The 4,290-nt window shown below is 27.0% G+C and carries 5 protein-coding genes and 1 pseudogene; all 6 read left to right on the plus strand.

All coding sequences use genetic code 11. The features are described 5' to 3' along the window. Positions 1–335: pseudogene (locus CAMP5063_RS08125) on the plus strand (acetyltransferase); the annotation flags it as partial. Positions 336–337: 2 nt separating this feature from the next. Then, on the plus strand, positions 338–562 hold the full coding sequence (locus CAMP5063_RS08130) for an acyl carrier protein (protein WP_087699877.1): 225 nt from the start codon (positions 338–340) through the stop codon (positions 560–562). Then, on the plus strand, positions 556–1,458 hold the full coding sequence (locus CAMP5063_RS08135; RefSeq protein ID WP_173787020.1) for a class I SAM-dependent methyltransferase: 903 nt from the start codon (positions 556–558) through the stop codon (positions 1,456–1,458). Before CAMP5063_RS08130 ends, CAMP5063_RS08135 begins: the two co-directional genes overlap by 7 nt. Beyond that, positions 1,455–2,978: an HAD-IIIC family phosphatase gene (locus CAMP5063_RS08140; RefSeq protein ID WP_337195146.1), complete on the plus strand. Its 1,524-nt coding sequence runs from the start codon at positions 1,455–1,457 to the stop codon at positions 2,976–2,978. The genes CAMP5063_RS08135 and CAMP5063_RS08140 overlap by 4 nt, the downstream gene beginning before the upstream one ends. After that, positions 2,968–4,035: a beta-ketoacyl-ACP synthase III gene (locus tag CAMP5063_RS08145; protein WP_337195147.1), complete on the plus strand. Its 1,068-nt coding sequence runs from the start codon at positions 2,968–2,970 to the stop codon at positions 4,033–4,035. Before CAMP5063_RS08140 ends, CAMP5063_RS08145 begins: the two co-directional genes overlap by 11 nt. Continuing rightward, positions 4,028–4,246: an acyl carrier protein gene (locus CAMP5063_RS08150; RefSeq protein ID WP_214100219.1), complete on the plus strand. Its 219-nt coding sequence runs from the start codon at positions 4,028–4,030 to the stop codon at positions 4,244–4,246. Before CAMP5063_RS08145 ends, CAMP5063_RS08150 begins: the two co-directional genes overlap by 8 nt. Positions 4,247–4,290 lie beyond the last annotated feature (44 nt).

The following is a 4,290-nucleotide window of genomic DNA, read 5'->3' on the forward strand; positions in this document are numbered from 1 at the left end:
ATATACTTTTTGGAAGCACTACAGGACACACTCTAACTCATTATATCGAAGAAGAATACCGAGTAGATTACAGATATTTTAAAGATTTTCACGGAAAAATAATAGACGAACAAAACAGAATGCATGATAAAAAAATAAAATTTTATGTTAGACATTTAGATAAAAAATCTTTACCAAATGTCGATAATATAAACTATATTACTAAAAAAACAAAAAATTTTATATACGAAAATTTTGGTGGTGCAACTATATGTTTATTTCATACAAAAGAATACAAAGAAGCGATAAAAAATGCTCTTGATGAAGATAAAAATATTTTTATATTACAGGATTAATCATGGAAAATAAATTTTATGAAATTTTAGAAAATATACTAGAAGTAAAAGTTGATGAAAATTCAAATTTAAGCATGCAAAATTGCAAAAATTGGACTTCTTTAAATCATATTGATATAATCATGAGCTTAGAAGAAGAATTTGAAATCAAATTTAGCAAAGATGAATTAAGTCAGCTAAAATCACAAAATGAACTTTTGCAAGCTATTAAGGAGAAATTATGCTAGAAAATACAAAAGAATTATTTAAGCTAATAGAAGAAAAAAATCCACTACACAAAAAATGTTTAGATGGATTACAACTCTCTAAAGAAGAATATGAAGATTTAGAAAAGCTTATTGTTTATTACAAAGATACACTAAATATTACTTTAGAAGAACAAGCTCAAAGCTATATAGTTGTATTAAATGATACTTTAGAAGAAACTAGATATTTTATAGAATTTGGAAAATATAGATATAGCACCTTAGCAGAAGTAGAAAATATGGTGTATTTTAATGAAAACTATATGAAGCAATACATGGTAGGTCTTGCCATATCTTCTTTTATATGGAATGCTCATATTGAGGTTAGAAGATATTTTGCTAAGTATATAGATGAAAAACAAAATCAAGAAAATACCTATCTTGAAATAGGACCAGGGCATGGTGAGTTTTTTGTTAAAGCCCTAAGAAGTCAAAAATTTAAAGAATATTTTGGCATCGATATATCTCCTATAAGTTGTCAAATGAGCAAAGATATGGTAGAAAATCAGTTTGGCAAAATAAATACTAAATGCGAATTTATATGTAAAGATTTTACCAAATGTGAGTTTAACAACAAAGCTGATTTGGTAGTAATGGGAGAGGTTTTAGAACATGTTGAACAACCTTTACAATTTATGAAAGATGTAAAAGCCTTATTAAATGATAATGGAGAAATCTTTGCGACTATACCTATCAACGCTCCTGCAATTGATCATATTTATTTATTTTCTCATCCTGATGAAGTTAAAGAATTACTTAATAAAGCAGGATTGAAAATCAAAGAATGTGAATATTTTATGGCGAATAATTATTCTTTAGAAAAAGCACTAAAAACAAAAAATGCTATTGTAATGGCAGTAGTTTTGGTCAAAGAATGAATCTTTTTTCACCAAATTTAAAAAGAAATGATCTTATAAAACTTAGTAAGGAAAATCATTATAAAAAAATTACTATTAATGTTTTTAGAAATCACTCTTTTGAAGTGATTTCAAGCATACTAAATGCATTTTTAGCCTTTAGTAAATTAAAGGCTGAATTTAACATAAGCTCTTATGATGATAGTTTAAGTTATGATAATTTTCAAAAAGCAGATTTAAACATTATATTTATAGATTTAAACAATTATAAAAAAAATGCAGATGATTTTATCAAAGAAAAAATACAAGAACTATCAAGCATTAGCAACATTCCTATCATCACACTTTTACTTGGTAATACAAGCTTAAAAGAATATAGTATTTGCAAAATACTAAAGCCCTTTTTAGATGAAAATCTCATCATAGATGATAGTAATTTTGAAATAAATGCAAGCAGACTTAGTAATAAAGCTTGTGTAAAATTAGCCCAAATTCTAGGACTAAAAATCCTACCTAGCTTCTTACAACCAACTTTAAAAGCAATCATCATAGATCTTGATAATACCTTATACCAAGGAATTTTAGGCGAAGATGGCATTGAAAATCTTACTTTATCTAGCAATCATAAAGCCTTACAAAGTGAGCTTTTAAATTTAAAAAATCAAGGTTTTTTACTCGCCATCGCTTCAAAAAATGAAGAAGAAGATGTAAAAAAACTTTTTTCACAAAGAAAAGACTTTTTATTACAACTTGATGATTTTAGTATGATCAGGGCTAATTGGAAAAGTAAAGACGAAAATATTAAAGAAATTGTAAATTTTTTTAATATAGCTTTTGATAGTGTGCTATTTATTGATGATAATATAGCCGAAATTGAAAATGTATCACACCTTCATATTAACACCTTGCTAGCTGATGAAAATAGTGCTTATAGTTTAAAGCTCTATCCTAGACTTTTAAAAACAAGCTTTAGCAAAGAAGATGAGTTAAGAAGTGCTGATATTAAAGCAAATTTACAAAGACAAGAGCTTGTCAAGCTTAGCCCTAAAGAGTATTTTGAAAAATTACAAATTTGTTTGAAATTTCATATCAACCACGCAGATGAACTTGAAAGAATTTCACAACTACTTAATAAAACCAATCAATTTATATCAAATTACTCAAGATTAAGCTTAAAAGAATGTGAAGAATTTATGCAAAAACATGCTATTTTGACTATAAGTATGAGTGATAAATTAAGTGATAGTGGCATTATAGCAATTTTTTTAGCTTATAAAGATGAAACAAATTTAATCATAAAAGATCTTTGCATAAGTTGTAGAGCCTTAGGAAGAAAGCTTGAAAAAATTATGCTATATAAGGCTATAGAGTTATTACATGTGCATTTTAATACAAAAGAATGTATTTTATACTTTCAAAAGGGCGAAAGAAATATGCCATTTTTAGAATTTTTATATAGTTTAAATGCAAATATAAAAGAAAATTTTACTCTAATCCAAAAAGAAATGATAAATTACGAAGGACTTATAATTGAAAGCTAGTTTTAATAAAGCCAAAATAGCAGGTATAAGCGTTTGCGTGCCTAATAAATGTATAAATATAGATGATTGCTTAGAAGATGTTTTTCAAAATGATGTCAAAATACTAAAAAGAATGAAAAAAATTTCAGGCATACAAGAAAGATTTATCGCTGATGAAAATATTAGCACAACAGATTTAGCCTATGAAGCAAGTATAAATTTATTTAAAATGCTTGATTTTGATAAAAATAAGCTTGATATGGTGATTTTTGTTACACAAACTCCTGATTTTTTTATGCCATCATGCGCAAACTATCTTCACAAACGATTAAATTTAAAACCTCAAACCATAGCTTTTGATGTAAATCAAGCGTGTTCGGGGTATTTATATGGCTTATTTATAGCTTTTTCTTTTTTAGAAAATCAAAATGCAAAAAATATTTTATTAATTTGTGGTGATACTTTAAGCAAAACCATAAACCCTTTAAATCCAAATTTAGCTCCAATCTTTGGCGATGGAGTAAGCGCAACACTCATAAGCAGTGCAAATGAAAAATCGTTTTTTAAGCTTTATTCTAATGGAGAAGGTTTTGACAAACTCATCATACCCAATAGAGCTTTTACTAAACTTGATGAGAGTAAAAGCTCCAATAAAGAAATATTTCAAACCAATAAGCATAGGAGCTTAGATAATCTTTACATGGATGGGGCTGAAATTTTTAACCAAGCACTTAATCTTGAGAGCCAAAGCATAAAAGAAATGCTTGATTTTTGTGAAAAAAGTAAAGATGAAGTGGATTATTTTTTATTACATCAATCCAATCAATTTTTAGTTGATTCTATTATAAATGACTTGGGTATTGATAGCTCTAAAGCACCAAATTTTTTGATGTCAAAATACGCTAATTTAAGTGCTTGCTCTTTACCTGCTTTACTTTGTGAAATGCAAAAAAATGATTTTAGTGCTATTTTAAGTGCTTTTGGTGCTGGATATGCCTGGGGGAGTGCTTATATAAATTTTGATAAAAACTTTAAAACTGATACAATTTCAATTTATAAAGGAGAAAAAAATGACTAAAGAAGAATTATTAGAAGCTATTAGCGAAGCTATGCATATGGATGAAACACTAAAAGAAGATATGATTTTAGATGATATTGATGAATGGGATAGCTTAGCTTTTGTATCTATCATGGTATTATTTAAAAACTCACTTGGCAAGCAAATTAGCGGTGATGATCTTAAAAAATGTGAAAAAGTAAGCGATCTTTTAGCTTTAGCTGGTGTTTAAGGTAAAAAACCTTAAACAATCTCTAAAACAAATTTATCATTTTC

It is taken from the genome of Campylobacter sp. RM5063 (assembly GCF_024723655.1).
GTDB lineage: Bacteria > Campylobacterota > Campylobacteria > Campylobacterales > Campylobacteraceae > Campylobacter_D > Campylobacter_D lari_D.

Coding starts and splice junctions, on each gene's coding strand:
- CAMP5063_RS08150 (WP_214100219.1), top strand. CDS start 4,028: ATGACTAAAGAAGAATTATTAGAAGCTATTAGCGAAGCTATGCATATG.
- CAMP5063_RS08130 (WP_087699877.1), top strand. CDS start 338: ATGGAAAATAAATTTTATGAAATTTTAGAAAATATACTAGAAGTAAAA.
- CAMP5063_RS08140 (WP_337195146.1), top strand. CDS start 1,455: ATGAATCTTTTTTCACCAAATTTAAAAAGAAATGATCTTATAAAACTT.
- CAMP5063_RS08135 (WP_173787020.1), top strand. CDS start 556: ATGCTAGAAAATACAAAAGAATTATTTAAGCTAATAGAAGAAAAAAAT.